Below are 18,995 nucleotides of genomic sequence, written 5' to 3' on the forward strand. Positions count from 1 at the left end.
TTCTTTTGTTCTTAAAATCTCTTTTAAAAACGGCTGTCAATTCAATATGTCTAGGAACGTGTCTTATCTTGTTTTCCGTTTCCCTTTGACTCACATTGCGTGTCTCTGGAAGCGGGTGCAAAAGTAAACATTCTGTTTAGATCTCACAAGCTTTTTTGAAAGTTTTTTCGAAAATAAATTTTCGTTTTTCTTTCGTTTGCTTTTCAGGATGTAATGAACGTCTGCGTTGTTGCGGGTGCAAAAGTACATGGTTTAAACCGTTATTCAATGCGCTAAGCACACTTTTCTTTCACTTAATTTGTATTTTGTTTTTAACATGCTGAAAATGTATTATTTGGAGTCAGTAGCTTTTTAGCTTTTTTGTTGAAAATAGGTTTTTTCTTATGTGTTTTATGCAAAACTTATTAAATACTCCTGTCTTTAGAAACGAACAATCGCAAGAATAGCTCGCTTTTATGCCTTTTTAAACTCACAAGACCTACAAGTTTCCTTTTTACTATTTACTGCTGTGTGGTTTGAGCAGTTTTTTTGATGGGATTTGTGAACATATAAGTCATAGAAGTTCCTTTTTAGTTCATTTGATGATCGGCATAGAACAATATATAGAATCGAAGATCATAAAAGTTGGATTCCAAGCAAAATCATTTTGTACCTATATATAATGTAAAAATGTAATCTATAGGCAACAATCGAAAATTAAACCTTAACTGCCCTGGCCCCGGTAGTAGCGACATCTCCCGACTTAGAAAAACAAGGCTTTTTTCAAGCCGTAGTTTTTATTGATCGGGAATATAGCGGATGACGGGAAATAGCTCCTAATGACAAAACTACTTTTTAGATACGAAACGTGGATCTACCTCCATTACTGTGGCACATTTATCGCAAGTGCGTAAGGAGGCCGAGTTGTAGAAATGCTGAAAATGGGGCAAGAAATCCTTCTCTATATCGTGCAACTCAAATTTTACTTCGTAGAGTTTATGATTGCAATTGTCGCAATACCATTGCAAACCATCTGTAAATCCCTTGCCTACTCTTTTGCGCTCGATGACTAAACCTATCGAACCTTCGGAGCGAACAGGCGAATGCGGTACATGTGCAGGGTGCAGGTACATATCGCCAGCATGAAGCTCCATCTCTTTGCGCTGACCGTCTTCTTGAATCACCACTTTTATGGAACCTTCTAACTGGTAAAATAATTCTTCGGTTTCATTGTAATGGTAATCTTTACGGGCATTAGGGCCAGCAACAATCATGACTATATAATCACCTGATTCTCGATATAAATTCTTATTACCCACTGGAGGTTTTAGTAAATGACGGTTTTCATCTATCCATTTATGCAGATTGAAGGGTTGCGCTATGGCCATTTTTGTGTCTTTAATTGTGAGATGCTAAGTTACAAAAAACTCATGTGTTCACGCCAGTAAATTCAAAATATGAGTTGGCATGAGTTGACATTCCTTATTTAATTTCTTTTATCAAATAGATGTAGACCGGGAAGTGATCACTAAAACCTACTTCGGTGGCCGAATGTCGTTTGGGATAACCTTTGTACAAACCTGTGCTTTGTATTAAAAATGGTTTATTGTAAATCCCGGCTTTCCAATACTGGTAGGTCGAAAAGTCGTTTTGAATGAGTGATTGGGTTACCATAATTTGGTCGAAAATATCCCATGAATCTCTAAACGCAATCGTACCCAGTCCTTTTTTCGCCATCTCTTCAAAAGGATTGAACACGCCCATTGCAGGCACATCTTCTTTTTTAGCTTTGGCACCCAACGCTTTCTTAACGCTATTATTGAAAGGTCCATCATTTAAATCTCCCAAAGTAATTACCTTGGCATTGGGATTAATGCGCTGTAAAGAATCCATAATTTTTCTATTCAAAGCACCTGCTGCTTCACGAAAAGGGCTTGATTTTTTCTCCCCACCAGAACGTGATGGCCAGTGATTGACTATAATATGTATCTCCTCGCCTTCTAGAAAACCGGTTACTAATAGCTGATCTCTTGTGAAAACACGATTGCTTTGCGGACTCACTTCTACGTCATCATCGGATCTTTCCAGTGCTTCTGTGGTTTCTTTTTCTTTGACTTTAATAGCGCCATTGTAGACATACAAAGGAATGTTAGTATAACTTGTAGGTCGGAAATATTTTTTTTGAAACAATAAGGCAACATCAATACCGCGTTTATCTGGCGAATCGAAATGAATAATCCCGTAATCCTTATTTATAATTTTGGACTGCTGCACTAAATCTTCTAGTACCCCACGATTTTCAATCTCTGAACAACCTATAAACGTAGGGGAGTTTGCGTTTTCTGAAGAACCGATTTCGAAAATGACCCGAGCTAGGTTTTGTAGTTTTTGATGGTATTTAGCAGCTGTCCAATGCTGCGCTCCTTTTGGCGTCCACTCATCATCATTTGTATTAGGATCATTTATAGTGTCAAAACAATTTTCGAAATTGTAAAAAGCAACCGTATGAATCGAATAGTTTTTTTGCTGTGCTATACCATTAGACAATGGCATGCCTAAAATGAAAAACAGCAATAATCGTGAAATTTTCATAAGCAGCATTTAAATAGTAGTAACAAATCAAAAGATACCTTGAAGTAAAAATACTTCATTTATGGAACTAAATAATAAAATATTTTCAAAATTGTTATCTTTGTTTGAAACCGAGTTGGGAACGATACAATTAATCACAATCAAAAATATACAAGCCATGTTAACCAAACCATTTTGGAACTTAACGAATGATTTTGGTTGGAAAAAATTCCTGCTTTTCATGTTCATTATCCATTCATTCAATAGTCAATCACAAACAACAATGATTACACCACCTATTTTACAAAAAGGAGATACGGTTGCCATCGTTTCTACCGCTAGAAAAAACATAGACAACAATCTAAAACCAGCAATTGATTTATTACACAGTTGGGGGCTAGAAGTCGTGATAGGCAAAACGATAGGCTTAGATTACAACCAACTTGCTGGTACTGATGAGCAACGTGCTGCTGATTTTCAAACACAAATGGACAACCCAAACATCAAAGCGATATGGTGTGTAAAAGGAGGTTATGGAACTGTACGAATGGTTGATTTATTAGATTTTGCAAAATTCAAACAGCATCCAAAATGGATTGTAGGTTTTAGCGATATTACCGTTTTACACAATCAACTGAACACCATGGGGTACAAATCTATCCATGGAATAATGCCTGTTACGGTAGCAAGAGCAACTGCAGATGCAATTGAAAGCATGCGTGTTTCCTTGTTTGGAGAAAAACTAACATACAGCATTCCATCTGACGTTAAAAACAAAATGGGAACTGCTACTGGAGAATTAGTAGGTGGAAATTTGTCCATCTTATATAGTTTACTAGGATCACCATCGGCAATTGAATGCAAGGACAAAATATTATTTATCGAAGACCTGGATGAATACCTCTACCATATTGACCGTATGATGATGAACCTAAAACGCAACGGTTGTCTTGAAAGCGTTAAAGGAATTATTGTGGGCTCGATGACGCAAATGAAAGACAACGACATTCCCTGGGGCAAAAACGCGGTAGAAATTGTTGAAGACGTAATTAAGAACTACAATATTCCTGTTATTTATAATTTCCCAGCAGGGCATATAAGAGACAATCGTGCACTAGTTCTAGGTGCTACTGTACAGATGAACGTAAATAGCAGTACGGCATCTGTTACTTTTGAATAATTTTTTTTTAATTTTCGAATACTGTAAAAACAGCGCAAATGGCAGCACACAATGAGTTAGGTAAGTTTGGTGAAGAGATGGCTGTTGCGTTTTTACAAAAGGACGGTTACGAAATTCTCAACACCAACTGGACTTTTCAAAAAGCCGAAATTGACATTATTGCTAAAAAAGAAAACACGCTTGCCATTGTTGAAGTTAAAACACGTTCCTCTATTGAATTTGGTTTACCACAGGATTTTGTAAAACCAAAAAAAATACAGCTGCTTGTTAAAGCAGTCGATGCCTACGTAGTTGAAAAAGACATGGATGTTGATGTGCGTTTTGACATCATTGCGATCCATAAAGAAGGCAAATCTTTTGTAATTGAACACCTTATAGATGCTTTTTATCATTTTTAAGTGAATTTACGCGTGTTATATTTGTAACAAATTGTTTTTTATTTATATTTGTAGCGGTTTTTGACACAACAACAAACTGAACTAACTACTAAAACTAAGTATAAACACCTAATTTATTATGAAAACCGTTTCTTCAATCGTAGAGAATTACATCAAAACAAAGCCTTTTTTATTGAATGCTTTATCACTTGGAATCATCAATCTGACTTCTTTGTCTAGAAATATCATGTCTGAATTAGAAAGTGAATTTGGAAAAGAGGTAAAACAAGGCGCAATCGTTATGTCATTAAAACGACTCACCGAGGAACTAGACTTTCGATTGAATCATAAAATAAACAAAGTCATTAAGAATATTGGTGAAATCACTGTTCGATCTGCTTTGACTGATTATACATTTGCAGTGTCTGAAACAGTACTTAATAAACAAGCTGATTTAATTTCGGATATTAATGCATTGCCTGATGTTTTTTATACCTCATCAAGAGGCGTTAATGAAACTAATATTGTTATTAGTAATAGTGTAAGCAATCTTGTTGACAAACACTTTATAGGTGAAAAATTGATTCAGAAATTAGAAAACCTAGCTTCTATCACTGTAAAATTACCTAAAGAAAATATTGCTGTTCCTGGGATTTACTATTTCATTTTTCAACGTTTGGCTTGGGAAGGGATTATCATTAATGAGGTGATTTCTACCTCCAATGAATTTACAATCTTAGTAAGCGAAGACCAAGTTAATGTGGCTTTTAAAGTGATTAAGGATTTGAAGAATTAAAAGTACTCGCACATAGCTTCTCCGAACAACGGACAAGCTTTGCGTAAAGAGATTGTGTTTTTTGAAAAAAGTAATGTTCTTTATATTATATCAAAACCAGTACACTACAATCTAAAATATTTTTTGGCCATCGAGTGCAGTCGTGAGGCAAGAGTGGTTCTCGACTCGGCTCGAACTGACAATAGAACTATTTTATAATAGTATTGGTATTATTTGAATTTTGGATGTTTTTCTAAAATTCTATACCATAAAAAAAGCGTCCAAATCATAAATGATTGGACGCTTTTCTTTTTCTACTATTCTTTAAAAAGCTATTTAATCTTCTATCCCGCCTAGCATTTTCATTAATTCTAAAGCTCTTCGGGTAGATTTTACATTGTCAAAAGTCAATAACAAACGCAAACCATTAGGAGTAACTTTTTCTTTTATTTTGCAAAGCGCACTCTGCTTTTGAACAAAGTGCATCACTGACATAAAACGATTCGATTGGTAATAATCCGATTGTTGATCGGATACAAAATACCCAATCATCTTGCCTTGTTTCATCACTAATTTTTCAATTCCAATGCCGCTAGCAATCCATTTGATCCTGATGCTGTTCATTAACGCAATCGCACGTGGAGGCATAGGGCCAAAACGGTCAATTAATTTCTTCTGGAAAATTTGTAAATCTTCTTCGTTTTTAATTGCCCCTAATTCGTTGTATAAATTAAGACGCTCACTAATATTATTAATGTACTCATCTGAAAATAATAGTTCAAAGTCGGTATCAATTTGAAGGTCTTTTACGTATTCCTTTGTTTCGATATTATTTTCCGTAGGATATAAATCTTTGAATTCGTTCTCTTTTAATTCTTCGATGGCTTCATTCATGATTTTTTGATAGGTATCAAAACCAATCTCGTTGATAAAACCAGATTGTTCCCCACCTAATAAATCACCTGCACCACGAATCTCTAAATCCTTCATGGCAATATTGAAACCACTTCCTAGTTCGCTAAATTGTTCTAACGCTTGAATACGTTTTCTAGCATCATCCGTCATGGCTGAATAAGGAGGACATATAAAATAACAGAATGCTTTTTTATTGCTACGTCCTACGCGACCTCGCATTTGATGCAAATCAGACAATCCAAAATTATTGGCGTTATTGATAAAAATGGTATTGGCGTTGGGAACATCTAATCCGCTTTCGATAATTGTTGTAGCCACTAGCACATCAAATTCTCCGTTCATGAAAGCGAGCATCAATTCTTCTAACTTTTTACCTTCCATTTGGCCGTGGCCAATTCCTACTCTTGCATTAGGAACTAAACGCTGAATCATACCAGCTACTTCCTTGATGTTTTCAATTCTATTATTGATGAAGAAAACTTGTCCGTTACGCTGAATTTCATACGAAATTGCGTCCCGAATCATCTCTTCGCTAAAACCAACCACATTTGTCTCAATAGGATAACGATTGGGTGGAGGAGTTGTAATTACAGATAAATCACGTGCGGCCATTAAGGAGAACTGTAACGTTCTAGGGATAGGTGTTGCTGTTAAAGTCAACGTATCCACATTAGCAGCTATTGTTTTTAATTTGTCTTTTACATTGACACCAAATTTTTGTTCTTCATCTACAATTAGTAAACCTAAATCTTTAAAAACTACATTTTTATTCACTAATTGATGCGTACCAATAACGATATCAAGTTTTCCTTCGGCTAATAATTTAAGTGTTTCGGCTTTTTGCTTGGCAGTTCTAAAACGGTTTAAGTACCCAATAGATACCGGCATGTCTTTTAAACGCTCTGTAAAAGTGCGATAATGTTGGTAAGCTAGAATAGTTGTTGGTACTAACACCGCCACTTGCTTACTATTATCCACTGCTTTAAAAGCAGCACGGATTGCCACCTCGGTTTTCCCAAAACCTACGTCTCCACAAACTAAGCGATCCATTGGGCGATCACTTTCCATGTCGGCTTTTACTTCGGCAGTCGATTTCGTTTGATCCGGCGTATCTTCATAGATAAACGAACTCTCTAATTCGTTTTGCAAATAGCTATCGGGAGCAAACTGAAATCCTTTATCCAATCTTCTTTTGGCATACAGCTGAATCAAATTGAACGCAATATTCTTAACCCGTGCTTTGGTTTTTTGCTTTAACGTTTTCCAAGCACTTGAACCTACTTTATATATTTTAGGCGGCGTACCGTCTTTACCCGTGTATTTTGAAATTTTGTGCAGCGAGTGAATGCTCACATAAACAATATCATTATCAGCATAGACTAACTTAATTGTCTCTTGGGTTTTACCCTCCACATCAATTTTTTGCAACCCACCAAAACGACCTATTCCATGGTCGATGTGCGTTACATAATCTCCAACTGATAGTGTTGTTAATTCCTTTAAAGTGATGTTTTGTTTTTTCGAATAGCCATTTTTGATGTTGAACTTGTGGTAACGTTCAAAAATTTGATGGTCTGTATAACACGCAATTTGGTTTTCTTCATCAATGAAACCTTGATAAATAGGCAAAACAATGCTGTTGTATTGCTTGCTAATATTCTCCGCATTAGGTTCGTCAAGGTTTTCAAAAATGACATGAAACCTTTTTACCTGTGCATCATTCGAACAAAAAAGATAATTTTTATACCCATTAAAATGATTTTCACTCAGGTTGTTCAATAACAAATCAAATTGCTTGTTGAACGACGGTTGTGGCTTAATGTGATATTCGAATGTTTTTGTTGTTCTAAAAATAGCTTTGGAACCAAATTCCACCACCGAAAAATCGACTGCTCTCTTGATGAAAGCGGCTTGATTTAAAAATAATTGTTCTGGCGTGGCGTGCTTGATGTCTTTGGATAATTTTTCAAAAGCTTCTTCTGCTATCGCAAATTGCTTGTCTAATTGTACAAATAAATCTTCGGTGTTTTGAATAAAAATAACCGTTTTCTCGGCAATATAATCCAAGAAGCTTTCTCTATTTTCCTGAAATATTTTATTCTCGACATTCGGAATAATGGTGATTTTTTTCTGAATTTCAATAGACAACTGCGTGCCTACATCAAAACTACGAATACTATCCACTTCGTTACCAAAAAACTCGATTCGGTACGGATTATCATTCGAAAATGAAAACACATCGACAATTCCTCCACGCACGGAAAACTCTCCCGGTTCTGTGATGAAATCGACTCTTTTAAATTCGTATTCAAATAAAACCTCATTGATAAAATCAATAGAAATCTTATCGCCAACAGCCACTTTTAAAGTGTTTTTGTCTAAATCCTTACGCGTGACTACTTTTTCAAAAAGTGCTTCAGGATAGGTAACAATCACCGCTGGTTTCTTGCGCGAATTGATGCGGTTGAGCACCTCAGCACGTAATAAAACATTTGCATTATCCGTATCTTCAATTTGATACGGACGACGGAAAGATCCAGGGTAAAACAAGACGTCTTGTTCTCCAATCATTTGCTCTAGATCATTCAAATAATAAGCGGCTTCCTCCTTATTATTTAACACCACTAAAAAAGGAAGTTCGGCCTTCTTAAAAACCGCTTGTGCTACAAATGAGACTGATGAACCTAGCAAGCCCGTCAAATGTATTTTTACTTGATTATTTTCTTGTAAGCGCTCCACAATTTGTTTCGTTTTTGGAGAGCTATCGTATATATTGTATAGATTTTTTTTACTCAACTCTAGGGGTATTAGGATTGACTGGCATATCTGGAATTGCGCGTGATGGGTCCATCATTTGTTTTAAATCAGACTCCCCTTCTTCAACCGGTATTTTACTTTTGTCTACAATTTTATCCATTTGCCTTTGCAAGGATGTCAATTCAATATTTATTTCGGCCACGAGACGCACCACTTTTTTATCAGGGATATTGTCTAAATGAATCATTAAATCCAGCATGCGCACCTTAGTAATTAAAGTCGAAATTCTGCTTTTAATTTGAGGTGTATTGAATTGAGGCGGAATGTTAGTGTTGAGTTCCATGGCTTTCTTAGAAATCGCTGTTGATCGCTGTTGAAACGCACCAATGGTTTTCTTTGGCTTAATAGCCAATTCAGCCAAGAATTGACGAAATTCACTCCAAGAGCTTACAGTAGCCTCAGCCGCCTCAGTAACTGGAGTATCATAAAAAACCCAACCTTTACTGATGTTTGCAAATACAACTTCCTTTTTTTTAGTGTCCTTTTGATTTTCGGCAACCCTTTTTTGGTCGTCGTTTTTACAAGAAGCAAGAACAAACATTAGCAAAAAAGTATATATAATTTTATATTTCATCATTATTCGATTAAAGTACAAAGTTACAAAGTAAATTTCTAAATCGAGGTCTCAAAACAGGATTTAGAATTCCGTCTCAAACACTGCGTTTTTAACACCAATAATCCTAAAAAGGTATTTATAAAATAACGATTTTAAGTGTTTGAATAGACTATTGGCAAACTCATCGCCGAGCCATTAAACTGTTTACGAAAACGTTATCTTTGTTTTTTAAACTAGATTCAAAATGAGTACAAAAATATTGATTATTGGAGCTTGTGGCCAGATTGGCACCGAGTTAACTCTTTCGCTAAGAAAAATATACGGAACCGATAATGTGATTGCATCCGACATTAGAAAACTAAATGTTGATGTTGTCAATTCAGGTCCATTTGAAGTAATTAACGCTTTAGATTTTAATCAAATTGAGCATTTAGTAGAGATTCATGAAATTACCGATGTGTATTTGATGGCTGCCCTACTTTCGGCAACTGCTGAGAAGAATCCTGCTTTTGCATGGGATCTAAATATGAATTCGTTATTCCACGTTTTAAATTTGGCGAAAGCCGGAAAAATCAAAAAAATATTCTGGCCGTCTAGTATTGCCGTTTTTGGACCTACAACTCCTAAAGAAAACACCCAACAATACACCATAATGGAACCATCTACTGTTTATGGAATCAGCAAGCAAGCTGGTGAAAGATGGTGCGAATACTACCATAATATCTTTGGAGTAGATGTGCGTAGCATCCGTTATCCGGGCTTAATTAGCTGGTCATCGCCTCCTGGTGGTGGAACAACAGACTATGCTGTAGATATTTTTCACAAAGCACTAGCCGATAAAAATTACGAATGCTTTTTATCCTCTGAGACTAAAATGCCCATGATGTATATGGAAGATGCTATTGCTGCTACCATAAAAATCATGCAAGCACCTGCTGATCAAATTAAAATTCACTCGTCATACAACTTGGCTGCCATGAGTTTTACACCAACCGAAATTGCTGCCGAAATCAAGAAGCACATTCCAGAATTTGAGATTACGTACGAGCCTGACTTCCGTCAAAAAATTGCCGACAGCTGGCCTGCTAGCATCGATGACAGCAACGCCCGAGCAGATTGGGGATGGAAACATCAATACGATCTAGAGACTATGACGCAAGATATGCTGGAAAATTTACGAAAATTAGAAGAATAAAATAAGTGTTGTCGTTTGTAGGAGCACCACTACCTGCATCTCAAAACGATCCCTCCCGTCATTCGCTATATTCCCAATCAATAAAAACTACGGCTTGAAAAAAGCCTTGTTTTTCTAAATTGGGAGATACCGCTGCTACCGGGGCTAGACAACAACCTTTTTACACATAAAAAAAACAGAAGAAACTTACTAAGTAACTTCTGTTTTTTTTATGCTTTACCGTTTTTAAAATGCTATATTTTATTGTTTTCATTAGCGATGAACGTAGCAACAAGCCGTCCTGATTTGATTGCGGCATTAATAGAACCGTTCATTAAATGATCCCCGCAACAATATAAATTATCGGCTAATTTCACATCAGTCAAGCTGACATCGTCTTTCAATTCCTTTAATTTTGGCAAGGCGTATTGAATCTCATAGGATTTAAGAAGCTCCCAATCTTGTAATTCCTGACCAAACCAAGGCGTTAATTCGCTTTTAATTTTATCAATCAACTCTTGTTCACTCAGACCTAAAATTCCGTTGCACGAAACAGAAACAAGCACTTTTCCGTCTGGAGCATATTGCTTGCTCACATTAGACATGACTGTTAAGTTATTTACTATTTGCCTATTACTCGAAGCATTCAAGATCACTACCGCCTTATCAGATGGTGCTACAAGAGTTTCAAAGTAAACATTGGTAACAGACTGATGCGCAAGTGTTATTTCGGGTTTGTATTTGGCTATAAAACGATTGGCTTCAGTAGCAATAAGAATTGTGTCTGAAATAATTTTTTCACCATTTGCTGTAATTATAGTATTTCCCTCTATCGCGGTTGCGGCAGTATTGTACTGAATACAACCATCGGGCAATTGTTTAACAAGCTGCTTCGGAATCTCCTCCATTCCCAATGCAGGAACAGCGGCATCTCCCTCAGAGAACATCTTCATCACAAAATCAAACATTCTATTAGGTGTTTGTAAGTCGTCTTCTAGAAAAATGCCTGAAAAAAACGGCTTAAAAAATCGGTCAATCATTTTTTGACTGAAGCCGTATGCTTTTAATTGATCGTAACTCGATTGTTGTTTTTGTGCAAATAGTGTCTCTATAGATTTACTGACTAATTTCTTTTTTAGAAAAAAAGTATTGGCTTTGTCTTTTAATGAACCTACTGGTGCAAAAGCAGTTGCTAACAAAGCCGAAGGTCGTCTAAAAGGATCTGCTATTTCAAAGGTTCCACCATCATACAATACAGTAGCTCCTGGTAAAAAACGTTTGAGATTTAAGCTGTCATAATCTAATAGCTCCTTAGCCTCTGGATAGGATGTTAACAAAACCTGAAACCCTCTATCTAATAAAAATCCCTTTACAACATCAGTCTTTATACGACCTCCAGCTCGGTCACTAGCCTCAAGTATCTTGACAGCAAATCCTTGACGCTGTAAGTGTATTGCGGCCGATAATCCTGAGATTCCAGCACCTATAATCGTTACGGTAGGTTTCATAAGCTGTATTTAATATGTTTTGATACAAATTTAGTGTTTCCACAGCTTGAATACAACAAGCCTTTTAGCATCTTTACTAACAAAAAAGAGTCGCAAAAAATACCTTTTGCGACTCTTTTATTTTTAAACTAAAACGCCATTTTTTTTAAGCATTGTAGTTACTTTTTTTGCTTCTTCAGCCGTTTTTACTTCTGGTAAATCTCGGGTTTTTCCATTTTTCAAACTGAGGGAATACTTTTTCCTTCCGGATGAAACACGTTCATTAAATCCCTGAATTTGATCTGCTGGAATTTTTTCTAAACCTGTTCTTTTAAATATAAAATGATACAGAAACCCACCAGCAACTACTCCTAGAATAAGCCAGATTATGGTAACATATCCAAAAGTGCTTGTAACCACATCTGATAAATTCAGCATCGAATTGGTTAACGTAACGATCATTAAGAATTTCATTAGAAAAAGATGTGTTTTTAAGCCATCTTTTACCTCAATTGTTTTATCAACTTCGTTGTATTTTAGATTCATTAGAATTGTTTATTGCTGAAAAACATTGTTCTCCTGTTTCACATCAGCCATTAACCCACTTGGGTCAATAGTGATTTTCTTGATGGTACTTTTTGCCTTAGCAATTGTAAAATCATAATTAGAAGCAGCCCAAGTCCAATCGTTTAAAACGGTTCTTTTTACAGCAGGATTTGGATTTTCTTTCTCGTAATTCATCATACGCAAGGGTACGTAAAAACTTTCTGTAGTTCCGTCAGTATATTCCACCAATAGGTCAATAGGCATTGGCATTCTACCTATTCTTTCTAGACTTACTGTAGTTTGATTTCCGTTTTCGGTAACGGCTTTGATACCATAATCAATCGTGTTTGTCGTCTCTGTCCAGTCTACTAAATACCAATCTAGATTTGCTCCCGAAACGCGTTCAGCAGTTCTCTTGATATCATTAGGCGTTGGGTGTTTGAATTTAAAATCATGGTAATATCTTTTAACCGTTTCGGCCAGTTTGTCCTCCCCTATCACATAACGCAATTGCGATAAAAACAAACTTCCTTTTACATAAGATGAAATACTATAGGGTCTGTTTTCATCATAACGATCTCCGTGTGTTGACTGTGACTGCTCTTTTCCTGAGTTTACTAAGCTATAATATGCTTTGTAATTTCCTGCAAAAGGATTTGTTACTTTTTTATCTGATAAGTCGTTGATGGCTAAATCTTCGACATAAGTCGTAAAACCTTCGTCCATCCAAGGATGTTTTGACTCATTGGAAGCCAAAATGTGTTGGAACCAAGAGTGTCCCAATTCATGTGTTGCGGTTCCATAAATTCCTTCAAGTGTCCCGTTTCCTAACATTAAAGTACACATTGCATATTCCATTCCACCATCTCCACCTTGAATAAAAGAGTATTGCTTGTAGGGATAATTCCCAATGTTTTTATTGTAGAAATCCATCACCTTCACCATCATAGGCTCTAGTTTTTTCCAGTTTTCGACAGTTTTAGGATAGTTTTTGTATAAAAAGTGCAAAGCCACATCATTAGGTCCTTTTACAACATCATGAATATACTCTTTATCAGCAGCCCAAGTAAAATCATGTACCATAGGCGCCACAAAATGCCAACTTAATGTTTTTGTTTTTTTAGGAATCGAAACCACTACTCCTTGGTCTTGGTAACCATGACCTATTTCGTTTTGATTTTGCAAATACCCTGAACCTCCTACTGTATAAGCTGCATCAATGTTGATTGTTACATCAAAATTTCCCCAAACACCATGAAATTCTCTTGCAATGTATGGATCAGCATGCCATCCTTCAAAATCAAATTCGGCCAACTTTGGATACCATTGTGACATTGATAGCTCAACCCCTTCGGAATTGTTGCGTCCAGAACGACGTATTTGTACCGGAACTTGTCCGTCAAAATCAAGTGTAAAAGTGGATTGACTATTGGGTAAAATAGCTTTAGCCAAAGTCACTTCTAGAATGGTACCTACTGTTTTTGCAGCAGCAACAACACCATCTTGTTTAAAATTAGTGATTTTTAAATACCCTATTTCATTTGGTTTCAAACTTTCGATACGGCTTACTTTTACATCCTTACCATCAATTTTTACCTTATTAACCATTCTTCCGTCAGGATCTTTGATACTATGTAATCTTGCATCCATCTCACTACCCGGTTGAAAGGCATTGTTGAACAAATGGTAATACACTTTTTTAAGCGTATCATTAGAATTATTGGTGTACACTAACTCTTGTGTTCCTTTGTATTGGTAGTTTTTCACGTCCATGGTCACGTTCATTTTATAATCGGCATGTTGTTGCCAATATTTAGAACTTTGCGCAGATAGCGATCCAATACTCAAAGAAACGAATGAAAGTAAAAGAAATTTTTTCATCTTTTTATAAAATAAAAAATGGAAGAACGGCTGTTCTTCCAATTGATTAATACTATTTTGGAATTATTTTTTTGACATTTTGTCTGCCATAAGTAATGCGTTGTAAGCATTTACAATTTTACCTGATTGTGACAAAGCTGTAAATGAACGACTGTCTTTTGGGTTTCCGCCTACCACAACGTCTGTAGTAATAGCTACACCTGAGTCCATTAAAATATGTTTTACTTGTGAAGCAGTCAAATTAGGATAATACGAACGGATTATTGCTGCAACTCCAGCAACATTAGGCGATGCCATTGATGTTCCTTGTAAATACTTGTAGGTATTATTAGGTGTTGTTGCATAGATTTTTACTCCAGGAGCAAATACATCCACATTCACTTTTCCGAAGTTAGAAAAACGTGCTACCACTTTATCACCGTATTCAAAGTTTAATGCCCCGATGGTAATCATATTATCAGCAAATTCTGTTTTCTTATCATCAGAGTCATTCGGGTAATTGTCATAACTATCAATATCTTTCCCATCATTACCAGCTGCATGAACAATCAATACGTCCTTTTTCTCTGCATATTTAATAGCGTCATATACCCATTGTTTGTGTGGTGAAAAGCTTTTTCCAAAACTTCCGTTGATTACTTTTGCTCCGTTATCAACAGCGTAACGAATTCCTAAAGCTATATCTTTATCGTACTCATCACCGTCTGGTACAGCACGAACAGTCAAAATTTGAACATTAGCAGCAACACCATCTCCTCCTAAATTATTGTATCTTGATTGTGCTACAATTCCAGCAACGTGAGTTCCATGCAAAATTTCATTTTTGTCTGGTCCCATTACGTTATTATTTCCATATTTATTGTCTGTGAAATCATCGGGATTATCACCCACCACTTTACGGTAATCTTGTTTTAAATTGTCGCCATTCACTAGTGCTATTTGGTCGTCTAATTGCTTTTTGATCGCTTCTTTAAGATCTACTACTGGCATACCATACGATAACATTTGTTGCATCGTTGCTTTACTAGATTGAACCGTTGGATCATTAGATACAATAGCTTTTACATCGTCGGCAGTATACACCGCTTTCCCTAAATGCTTAACCAAAACAGCGTCGCTAGAGGCAACTCCTTCTAATGTAGCTTCTAATCGTTGTTTTCCTGCAGCAGCATCACCTACTTTTTTATCATTCAGTTTTTTAGCTGCCTGATAAGTAGCATCATCAACAAGATCTTTATTTTTGATAATTCTTTCGTATTCTAAGTTTTCTTTTGTGATGTCTCCAAGAAAGTTCCAACCATGAATATCATCTACATATCCGTTTTTATCATCATCGATGCCGTTTCCAGCAATTTCTTTAGTGTTCGTCCAAAGAACATTTTTTAAATCTTCGTGCTCAATATCCACACCCGAATCTACAATTCCTACAATTACAGGGATTCCTTTTTTATCTTTAAGCAATTCAGCATACGCTCGATCAACACTCATTCCCGGAATGGTATCCTTCACTATATCCAAGTGGCTCCAGCGTTGTAGCTCATTTTCTTTTAATTGCGCTACTTTTTTAACGTTTAATGGTGCTGTAATAGCAGGTAAACTGGGTAAACTAATCGCTTGTTTTTGGGCTCCACATCCTGCAAGAACCAGTACGGCAAAAGCAGAAATACAAATGGGTTTAATGGTATTCATGTGTAATTTGTTTATTGATTTTAATTATTTGTCTAAAATAATAGATTTTGTTACAAAAAAGAAACGATTAACACTAAGTTAAGATTTGTTACATCAATTTTAAAGGCTTGTAAAAAACACCTAACATTCAATATTAAAAGTAGCTCAAAAAAAGGGCCGCCTTAAACAGACAGCCCTTTCTTATTTCATCATGGTACAAAATTATTTTGCACAGAATTTAGAATAATCATCAAACATCTTGATGTATGTTTCTTTATTTTCAAAATCGTAACTTCCTTTATCAATGCTTTCAATCATTTGAGGGCAATCAGAAAAATATTCTTTTAAAGCTTTTTTTCTTCCAAACAATGTTGGTGGGCTAAAAAATTCGTCCTCAGCTGGTTTTTTCAAAGTATAATCATCTTGTGGGAAAAATTCATGATATAAAGATACTTTAGATCCTTTTTTAACTTCTTCAAATAATGAATATCTTTTTGTATTCACATCAGAAGTTATACCAACTCCTTTACCTGTTTTTCCAACGATATACAACCTGCCTTCGTTGTCTTTGATGTTAACAACCTTCTTTAAGTTTGTTCTCTCCGGTTTCTTTGCTCCTTCTACAAAGATTCTAACACTACTCTTTTCTGATCCAATTCCGTCCATCATCGATCTAAATCCAGAAACTGTTTGTTGTGTTCTTAAGTCAATTAACTCTGGGTAATCACTCAAAATCCTCACCTTACCTTTAAAGATTTTAGAATCTGTATCTAGAACTTCACCTTCAAACTCAGCATATCTAAAAGCAGTTGCTGCTTTCTTGTAAGAAGCTAAAACTGGCTCTTTTTGAATCGCTTCTATCGTTAATGCTTTTTCAGTTACTTTTTTGTACTTATCAATATCAGTAATCAAACCACTTAAAAACGGCTGATGAAATCTAATACCTAAGAAGCTTTTTTCATTTTCTTTTACTCCGTTTAAATAATTTGAAGCTTCGTCTACTTGTCCTAAAAGAATATTTGTAGATGCTAAATTGTAATTAGCGCTAAATCTTACTTTTTTCTGTAAATCTTCATCATTTTTGTCTTCGAAATTCAAAAATTCTTTCCAATATTTTTGAGCTTCTCCAAACAACTCGCCCCAATTTTCTCTATCTACGTCTACTAAAGTTGGTAAAACCTGAACGGATTGATTGAATTCTTCTGGATTAAAATCTGACTTAGATTTTTTCTTTTTCTCAATATTAAAATACTGTAATCCATCAATTTTAGGGCCATATAAGTAAAAGCCTTCAAACTCTTGAATCATGTCATAAAAGTTTTTGTTTAATATTTTATATACCAATCCTTCATATGTATCCGTTGGGTTAATAACATACATACTTACTTTAGGCGTTGTATACCTTTTATAAATGGTCTTGCCATCTTTATCTTGAATTTCTAAATTTGACTCCAATCCAATGTAATATGCTGGTGCTTTTTGATAGTACGTTTCTACGTAGTCCTCGTCATTCACTAATTCATAACGAGTTAATGTATATTTAATTTTAAACTCGCCGTTGTCTTGTTTTTTTAAACCTGAAATCGCAAAGTTTTTAGTAATCTTCTCTAATGAAAAGGGAGCACTTTTATTATTCATGCTTTTTTCTAAACCAGGAGCAAGATCTAGTACTATTTGGTATGTTTTGTATTTGCCATATTGAGCATCCACTGGAGGAACTGGCCCTCTTAAATTTAATTTATTATCTGCATCAGATTGAGCAAAACCAGCATGACTCATGCTCGCTACCAACAACAGAATAATTGTTTTTGTAATTTTTTTCATTTTTGTTTATTTTAAGGCTGGGTTATGTCTTGTATTTGTTTTTGCTAATTTAAAACTTTCGATTACGCTTTTGGCTTGTTCAATAAGACCTTTACCATCACTTTTATCATAATCATTTGCAATAAGCTTTTCTGACTCAGCTATCGATTTCTCTGGTTCATCTAACATTAAGTAAATCACTGCTAAATTGTAATAAGCAGAATATCTCATTTTGCGAGCAGGCTTAGAATCTTCTGTATACTTCGTTTTTAATGAATCAAAATACTCAATTAAGGGCTGCATATTTGCTTTCAAATCTGTGATTGGCTCAGTTGCTTTCATTGTAGCAAACAAGGCTTTAACAGCTTGAATTGCTTCGATTTGAGTTTGCCCCTCTTCACTTTTAGCATCCAAAATCCATAAAATTGGAGTGTCATTTCTTACTCTAAAACCATAAACAGAGTTGATTTTATAAGACAGACTATTTAAGGAGTTATCTGCAAAATCTCTCAAAGTTTTATCGCGAATAGAAGATTTATTCAAGATATACTCTTTCATTGGCGATATATTATCCGAATACTCTTTTGATTTGTATTCTAATTCACCATTAAAACTTAATCTAAAACCATCATTCTCTGTAGCAGTAGTATCTTTTTTTACAACTGCATTCTTCAAGAAACGATTTGACGCTACAGAAGCCTGCTTTGCTTTTTCTGCCTCAATCTGTTGCTCAGTTAATGGCGTTGGTGTTATTGGGCCTTTAACCGTTGCATATCCTCTAGTTGTATATTTTGAAACTATATAATAATATTCTACTCGACTAATTAATTTACCATCTTTATCTTTTTTCTCTTCAACTCTCGTTTGAGGAGTTACGCTTTTTTCAACAAAATCTTCTAGATTAAGTTCAATAGAAACAGTTGGATTTTCTTCAACTTTTTTCCAGCCCTCAATGTAAATTTTATCATTTACTGCTGTTGGATTTGCATAAGACTGCAATGCTCCACCTAACTTTACATTAGACGCAAATGTTCTTTTATCTAGATCAACGTGCTCTCTAGGTAGTATTTGATAACTGGTGTTAAAGTAAAATCGATCCAAATCTACTTTTTGAGCTTTGGCTCCAAAAAATGATAGGAATACTAAAAATAGTAATGGTTTTTTCATAGGTTTTTTCTTTGTCGAATTTGAAAGCAAACATATTGCTAATTAATTCCAAAAACAAACCTTTTTTCAGCTTAAAACCATCATTTAAACACAATTTTT

The 18,995-nt window shown here is 35.4% G+C and carries 14 protein-coding genes; 4 read left to right on the top strand and 10 right to left on the bottom strand.

The features are described from left to right. Positions 1-827 precede the first annotated feature (827 nt). Both H8R24_RS13965 and H8R24_RS13970 read right to left on the bottom strand, forming a co-directional pair. Positions 828-1,367: a 3-hydroxyanthranilate 3,4-dioxygenase gene (locus H8R24_RS13965; RefSeq protein ID WP_187020152.1), complete on the bottom strand. Its 540-nt coding sequence runs from the start codon at positions 1,365-1,367 to the stop codon at positions 828-830. 94 nt (positions 1,368-1,461) lie between these two features. Continuing rightward, a complete protein-coding gene (locus H8R24_RS13970) occupies positions 1,462-2,571 on the bottom strand; it encodes an endonuclease/exonuclease/phosphatase family protein (protein WP_187020155.1) in 1,110 nt (369 codons plus the stop codon). A gap of 262 nt (positions 2,572-2,833) precedes the next feature. On the opposite strand from H8R24_RS13970, the gene H8R24_RS13975 reads away from it, so the two are divergent. The 3 genes from H8R24_RS13975 (at position 2,834) to H8R24_RS13985 (ending at position 4,903) form a co-directional block, all read left to right on the top strand. After that, positions 2,834-3,730 (top strand): S66 peptidase family protein, encoded by an 897-nt coding sequence (locus tag H8R24_RS13975; RefSeq protein WP_187020222.1) that lies wholly within the window; start codon positions 2,834-2,836, stop codon positions 3,728-3,730. Positions 3,731-3,768: 38 nt separating this feature from the next. After that, a complete protein-coding gene (locus tag H8R24_RS13980) occupies positions 3,769-4,128 on the top strand; it encodes a YraN family protein (RefSeq protein ID WP_187020157.1) in 360 nt (119 codons plus the stop codon). 118 nt (positions 4,129-4,246) lie between these two features. After that, the gene (locus H8R24_RS13985; RefSeq protein ID WP_187020159.1) at positions 4,247-4,903 is read left to right on the top strand and encodes an aspartate kinase; all 657 of its coding nucleotides are present in this window, start codon (positions 4,247-4,249) and stop codon (positions 4,901-4,903) included. Positions 4,904-5,218: 315 nt separating this feature from the next. Here H8R24_RS13985 and mfd read toward each other — a convergent pair whose 3' ends face one another. Both mfd and H8R24_RS13995 read right to left on the bottom strand, forming a co-directional pair. Continuing rightward, on the bottom strand, positions 5,219-8,593 hold the full coding sequence (mfd, locus tag H8R24_RS13990; RefSeq protein WP_187020162.1) for a transcription-repair coupling factor: 3,375 nt from the start codon (positions 8,591-8,593) through the stop codon (positions 5,219-5,221). Continuing rightward, positions 8,586-9,191, bottom strand: a complete 606-nt coding sequence (locus H8R24_RS13995) for a hypothetical protein (RefSeq protein WP_225876826.1) — start codon at positions 9,189-9,191, stop codon at positions 8,586-8,588. The genes mfd and H8R24_RS13995 overlap by 8 nt, the downstream gene beginning before the upstream one ends. A 223-nt stretch (positions 9,192-9,414) precedes the next feature. On the opposite strand from H8R24_RS13995, the gene H8R24_RS14000 reads away from it, so the two are divergent. Further along, the gene (locus H8R24_RS14000; protein WP_187020165.1) at positions 9,415-10,365 is read left to right on the top strand and encodes an L-threonine 3-dehydrogenase; all 951 of its coding nucleotides are present in this window, start codon (positions 9,415-9,417) and stop codon (positions 10,363-10,365) included. 233 nt (positions 10,366-10,598) lie between these two features. On the opposite strand, the gene H8R24_RS14005 is transcribed toward H8R24_RS14000, so the two are convergent. The 6 genes from H8R24_RS14005 to H8R24_RS14030 all read right to left on the bottom strand — a co-directional run bounded on the left by H8R24_RS14005 (position 10,599) and on the right by H8R24_RS14030 (position 18,896). Further along, positions 10,599-11,852 carry a protoporphyrinogen/coproporphyrinogen oxidase gene (locus H8R24_RS14005; protein WP_187020167.1) on the bottom strand — a complete coding sequence of 418 codons (1,254 nt, stop codon included), beginning with the start codon at positions 11,850-11,852 and terminating at the stop codon, positions 10,599-10,601. 123 nt (positions 11,853-11,975) lie between these two features. Next, positions 11,976-12,377 carry a hypothetical protein gene (locus H8R24_RS14010; RefSeq protein WP_187020170.1) on the bottom strand — a complete coding sequence of 134 codons (402 nt, stop codon included), beginning with the start codon at positions 12,375-12,377 and terminating at the stop codon, positions 11,976-11,978. A gap of 9 nt (positions 12,378-12,386) precedes the next feature. Then, positions 12,387-14,258 (bottom strand): M1 family metallopeptidase, encoded by a 1,872-nt coding sequence (locus tag H8R24_RS14015; RefSeq protein ID WP_187020172.1) that lies wholly within the window; start codon positions 14,256-14,258, stop codon positions 12,387-12,389. Positions 14,259-14,321: 63 nt separating this feature from the next. Beyond that, on the bottom strand, positions 14,322-15,947 hold the full coding sequence (locus H8R24_RS14020) for a S8 family peptidase (protein ID WP_187020174.1): 1,626 nt from the start codon (positions 15,945-15,947) through the stop codon (positions 14,322-14,324). Between the two features lie 201 nt (positions 15,948-16,148). After that, complete coding sequence (locus H8R24_RS14025; RefSeq protein ID WP_187020177.1) at positions 16,149-17,750, bottom strand: hypothetical protein; 1,602 nt, start codon at positions 17,748-17,750, stop codon at positions 16,149-16,151. Positions 17,751-17,756: 6 nt separating this feature from the next. Continuing rightward, positions 17,757-18,896, bottom strand: coding sequence for a hypothetical protein (locus H8R24_RS14030; RefSeq protein ID WP_187020179.1), 1,140 nt, complete (start codon positions 18,894-18,896; stop codon positions 17,757-17,759). Positions 18,897-18,995 lie beyond the last annotated feature (99 nt).

This window comes from Flavobacterium muglaense (assembly GCF_014305155.1).
Taxonomy (GTDB): domain Bacteria; phylum Bacteroidota; class Bacteroidia; order Flavobacteriales; family Flavobacteriaceae; genus Flavobacterium; species Flavobacterium muglaense.

Excerpts from the sequence above, each read along its gene's own strand:
- H8R24_RS13970 (WP_187020155.1), bottom strand. The coding sequence starts at position 2,571 with ATGAAAATTTCACGATTATTGCTGTTTTTCATTTTAGGCATGCCATTG.
- H8R24_RS13965 (WP_187020152.1), bottom strand. The coding sequence starts at position 1,367 with ATGGCCATAGCGCAACCCTTCAATCTGCATAAATGGATAGATGAAAAC.
- H8R24_RS13995 (WP_225876826.1), bottom strand. The coding sequence starts at position 9,191 with ATGATGAAATATAAAATTATATATACTTTTTTGCTAATGTTTGTTCTT.
- H8R24_RS14030 (WP_187020179.1), bottom strand. The coding sequence starts at position 18,896 with ATGAAAAAACCATTACTATTTTTAGTATTCCTATCATTTTTTGGAGCC.
- H8R24_RS14025 (WP_187020177.1), bottom strand. The coding sequence starts at position 17,750 with ATGAAAAAAATTACAAAAACAATTATTCTGTTGTTGGTAGCGAGCATG.
- H8R24_RS14000 (WP_187020165.1), top strand. The coding sequence starts at position 9,415 with ATGAGTACAAAAATATTGATTATTGGAGCTTGTGGCCAGATTGGCACC.
- H8R24_RS14005 (WP_187020167.1), bottom strand. The coding sequence starts at position 11,852 with ATGAAACCTACCGTAACGATTATAGGTGCTGGAATCTCAGGATTATCG.
- H8R24_RS13980 (WP_187020157.1), top strand. The coding sequence starts at position 3,769 with ATGGCAGCACACAATGAGTTAGGTAAGTTTGGTGAAGAGATGGCTGTT.
- H8R24_RS13985 (WP_187020159.1), top strand. The coding sequence starts at position 4,247 with ATGAAAACCGTTTCTTCAATCGTAGAGAATTACATCAAAACAAAGCCT.
- H8R24_RS13975 (WP_187020222.1), top strand. The coding sequence starts at position 2,834 with ATGATTACACCACCTATTTTACAAAAAGGAGATACGGTTGCCATCGTT.
- H8R24_RS14020 (WP_187020174.1), bottom strand. The coding sequence starts at position 15,947 with ATGAATACCATTAAACCCATTTGTATTTCTGCTTTTGCCGTACTGGTT.
- H8R24_RS14010 (WP_187020170.1), bottom strand. The coding sequence starts at position 12,377 with ATGAATCTAAAATACAACGAAGTTGATAAAACAATTGAGGTAAAAGAT.
- H8R24_RS14015 (WP_187020172.1), bottom strand. The coding sequence starts at position 14,258 with ATGAAAAAATTTCTTTTACTTTCATTCGTTTCTTTGAGTATTGGATCG.